General features: G+C 38.1%; 4 protein-coding genes. 1 reads left to right on the plus strand and 3 read right to left on the minus strand.

All coding sequences use genetic code 11. The features are described 5' to 3' along the window. The coding region (brnQ, locus tag AC06OU_RS12720; protein WP_475856217.1) for a branched-chain amino acid transport system II carrier protein at window positions 1-885 on the minus strand (885 nt) is incomplete at its 3' end. 30 nt (window positions 886-915) lie between these two features. Continuing rightward, a complete protein-coding gene (locus AC06OU_RS12725; protein WP_475856219.1) occupies window positions 916-1,896 on the minus strand; it encodes a proline racemase family protein in 981 nt (326 codons plus the stop codon). A 243-nt stretch (window positions 1,897-2,139) separates the two neighbouring features. Here AC06OU_RS12725 and AC06OU_RS12730 point away from each other — a divergent pair, with 243 nt between their 5' ends. Next, window positions 2,140-3,111 carry a proline dehydrogenase family protein gene (locus AC06OU_RS12730; RefSeq protein ID WP_251552649.1) on the plus strand — a complete coding sequence of 324 codons (972 nt, stop codon included), beginning with the start codon at window positions 2,140-2,142 and terminating at the stop codon, window positions 3,109-3,111. A gap of 66 nt (window positions 3,112-3,177) precedes the next feature. Here the strand turns inward: AC06OU_RS12730 and AC06OU_RS12735 are convergent, their stop codons facing one another. Continuing rightward, window positions 3,178-3,972 carry an endonuclease I family protein gene (locus AC06OU_RS12735; protein WP_475856221.1) on the minus strand — a complete coding sequence of 265 codons (795 nt, stop codon included), beginning with the start codon at window positions 3,970-3,972 and terminating at the stop codon, window positions 3,178-3,180. Window positions 3,973-4,556: the final 584 nt, after the last annotated feature.

The following is a 4,556-nucleotide window of genomic DNA, read 5'->3' on the forward strand; positions in this document are numbered from 1 at the left end:
GAAAATAACAATTCCAATTAAATAAATTCCAATTGGGCCAAATAGAGCTTTTGAAGCAAGTGCAATCAGCTCTCCGCCGTTTGTTGTATAGCCAACAGCATCTATACTAGTTGCCCCGATCCAAGACATCGAAACCTGCAACAGAACTAGTCCAACTACTGTGATAAGACCGGCCTTGATAAACACCTTGGATACTTCCTTTTTAGAGCGAATACCTAAAGCATCAATTGATTTTATAAAAATCCCACCAAAGACAAACGCTGCTAATACATCCATCGTAAAGTACCCTTGCGTAAAGCCTTTTAAAAATGCATCACTGGCAGTTTCGTAGCCCATTCCATCCATAGGTCCATACACAGAGCCCATCGGAGTGAAAATAGATTTAGCAACGATGATCACTAAAAGCGTTGCAAAGACAGGCGTGATTAACTTGCCTAATCGATCAACAAATTTAGTAGTCTCCCATGATAGGTAAACCGTCAAAGCGATAAAAATGATAGAAAAAACAAGTAAAAATAAACCTATCATACTAGTGTCTGTAATCAGCTGTTTAATAGCAATCTCATAAACTACCGAGGTAGTCCTGGGAATAACATAGATCGGTCCTAACGTTAAAAACAACAAAACCGAGAAAACAACAGCAAATTTAGGGGAAACCCTACTTGCCAGCTTTTCCACAGTTCCTCCACCTTTAGTCAGTGCAATTATTGCTAGTAAAACTAAGCCTACTCCAGTTACTAAGAATCCTGCCATGGCAATCGGTGTATTGGTCCCTGCCTGCTGCCCTAAAACTGGAGCAAAAATCACATTACCAGCTCCTAAGAACATGGCAAATAACATAAACCCAATGGCTACAATTTGAAAAAACGATAATTTCTTTTCCACTTTTTTGCCCCCTTTAAATAAAAACCTTCTCTAAATCGCGAAACCCTCCGCATAAATATCTGCTTCCTGAAGAATAAATCTGTGCTCTCCAGTAATCCAAGCAGACCCCTTGATAGCTGGAATAATAGCATCTATTTCTGCGACTTTTGTTTTGCCTAATACCTTTCCTTCAAAAGTTGAACCGATAATACTTTCTTGAATAATGGAGGCTCCTGGCTCTAATTCGAGGGCAGCCATTTTAGCGCATGTTCCAGTTCCACACGGTGAGCGATCAATCTGACCGTCTCCAAATACAACTACATTTTTATAATGATTGTCGCTAATCTTATTTGTAATTTCGATCAAATCAACGGTTCGGATGTTTGGAATAGTTGGGTGTTCAATATTGATATGTTGATTGATATAATCCCTTGCCTCAGTAGCAAGCTCTAATATTCTTTGTTTGTCTGATAGGTCAATATTGACCCCTATATCAGAGGAATTGATTATCCCAAAAAAACTTCCTCCAAATGCAATATCTACGGATACATCACCTATGTCATTTAACTTGATAGATAACCCTTTATGTAAGATAAACGCAGGGACATTCGTAAATTCGATACTCTCCACCTGATCTCCCTTAAAATACGCTCTGCATTCTATAACTCCAGAAGGCGTGTCTACATAGATAAGCTCTTTTTTAGGAATAATCCCTTTAGTTAAACACATCGTAACGGTGCCAATAGTACCATGACCACACATGTTCAAATAGGAGCCACTGTCCATGAAAATTATTCCTATATCACATTTTTCATTACATGGTTCAGTTAAAATGGAGCCAAACATATCTTTATGCCCTCTTGGCTCGTTCATTAATAGCTTGCGAAGGTGGTCGTAATTTTCTTTGACATACTCCTTTTTCTCCATCATCGTCTCTCCAACAATATCTGGAAAACCGTTGATAACTATACGCGTTGCCTCTCCCACCGTATGTGTATCGATTGTTTCTAAACTTAAAATATACTGATCCATACTTGTCCTCACTTTCTATTAATTTCTTCTTTAACTTAAAACATATAATATTTAATATGTTTTGAAAAGTATATTGCATTCATATAATTTTATTTTTTTATTATTTTCTAATAATAAACCCCGTCATACAGGGATTTGCGCAAAAATATATTTATATTAAAAAAAGATACATTTATCACAATATTAAAATATATGTTATAATGCTTGAGAAATTGATTGATGAACATGAGGGAGAGATATTAGATGGCATTACGTGACTTTTTTATCGCTTTATCTGAAAACCGTACACTCAACAGTGCAGCTCAAAAATATGGTTTAAAAATGGGTGCACAAAGTGTTGTTGCAGGAACTAATATTCAAGAAACGATTGAGAGCATTAAAGAACTAAACCAACAGGGAATCTCCTGTACGGTTGATAATTTAGGTGAGTTCGTGTTCGAAAAATCAGAGGCTACTGCTGCTAAGAAGCAAATCTTAGAGGTTATTACAGCAATACATGAACATGGTGTGGATGCACATATCTCTTTAAAACCTTCACAGCTAGGACTAGATATAGATCGCGATTTTTGTTATGAAAATCTAAAAGAAATCGTTGCCTTGGCGGATGAATACGATATTTTCGTTAACTTCGATATGGAAGACTATGGCCGTTTGTATCCTTCCTTTGAGCTAATGGAGGAACTAAGTGAACAGCACGACAACATCGGCACAGTAATTCAAGCCTACTTCCATGAATCAGTTGAAAATATTGAGAAATATAAAAACTATCGTTTAAGAATCGTTAAAGGTGCTTATAAAGAGCCAGCTAACATCGCATATCAGGATAAAGCAGAGATTGATCGTAAGTTTATCCAATTGATTGAGTATCATTTGCTAAACGGCAAGTTCACCTCCATTGCGACACACGACCATAACGTGATTGATCATGTGAAGCAATTTGTTAAAATCAATGATATCCCTAACGATAAATTCGAATTCCAAATGCTTTACGGCTTCCGCAAGGACATGCAGCTTCAACTAGCAAAAGAAGGATACAACTTCTGTACATATGTACCTTTTGGTAGTGACTGGTATGGATACTTCATGCGCCGTCTAGCGGAACGCCCACAAAACTTAGCACTTGTCACCAAACAAGTATTCAATAAAAAAACAAACACCGTTATTGGACTAGCAGCAGCTGCATTCCTAGCTGGTCGCTTAACAAAACGTAAATAATAAAAAACTGGACCTTCTATATGGATAGAGGTCCAGTTTTTTATTCATATATATGATGCAATACTATTACGAAGCTTTCGGAAGAGCTAAAGAACCAGCTTCTCCCCATATTAACTCCACCCATTCTGGATGGTCGATAAATGGATTGCGATTCCCCTGCCACTCTTGGATAACATTGTTTCGGTTAAGTTCGAATTCATCTACTGGATCTTGCTCATGCCACTCTAGCAAAACAGAAAGCTTTCCATGAAAAGGATTTGAGCCATTGTTTAGTTTTTCATTTAGCTCTAAATCTACTTTATCCCCTGCTTCATAACGTGTAGCCATATAAAAAAGAATACGAGCAACGTCACCCTTTACTCTATCTGGTGGCTCAAAGGAATTTTTCGTCTTATAGCAGCCATTACAGCCGCTAACTGGCGAACCGCCATTATCAAAGTCAAGATTACCTCTTGCACTATTCACTTGAACATCTGTTGGACGGAGGTGATGGATGTCTGTTCCAGGACCTTTACTTGTACCAAAATCTCCATGAGACTTAGCCCACGTATGCTCGCGGTTCCACTGTCCTACATTTCCACCATTTAAAGTTTTGGAGCGAGAATCACCGGAATAAAACAAGATAACGTTATTTTTATTTTTCGGGTCCTCATCTGTTTCTTTCAATGCATCCCATACTTGACTATAAGATAATTCGGAATGGTCATCAATAATCTCATGAAGAGCTGCTTTTAGCGCAGCACCTTCTTTACCAAGAGCATCCTTATAATAATTATCTGTCGGTGAGCCTGCTGATGAGACAACTACACTGAATCGAGTCGTTACTTCTTTATCGCCGTCTGATCCAGTAACCCCTACTATGTGATTTCCCTCTGCTAAGTCAAGGGTTAATACAGACCCTTTGATTGTTCCTAATGTGGAAGTAAACGTCAGCTCATCCTCATCTGGATCAGAGAAGTAATCCATCAAATTAATGGACTTTGATTGTCCTACTTTTAGGTTCATCGCAGGTATAGTGGAAGCGATTGGTGCTCGGTTTTCTCCAGGTAAGGAAGGAACCACAATGGGTTCCCCTTTTGAATTGGTAATCTTGATAGAATCTCTTGTTGCGCCGTTAATAAAATCAAATTCCTGAATATTTTCTGCGCCTCTTATTTCCTTAACATTTGTACCATCTACAATGACCTTAAACACGTTTGTACCTTTGAAGTCTGTGATTGCTCCATCCTTTGCCGGGACAAGGGTAACAGAATGCTCTGCAAAGCCTTCTCCTTTAAATTCTGCATAAGCACCGGTAAAGAAAATCCCCTCTGTTATTTCAGATTGAGCATCCAATTCGATAGAAATGCTTGGTTTAGTAATAGTTACTCTGTTTGATTGAATATTTTTCAGGTTATAGTGCTTTTCTGCGACTATTGGTGTCACTTCATCCTCTGCAAGCAAAT

This window comes from Psychrobacillus sp. (assembly GCF_056205495.1).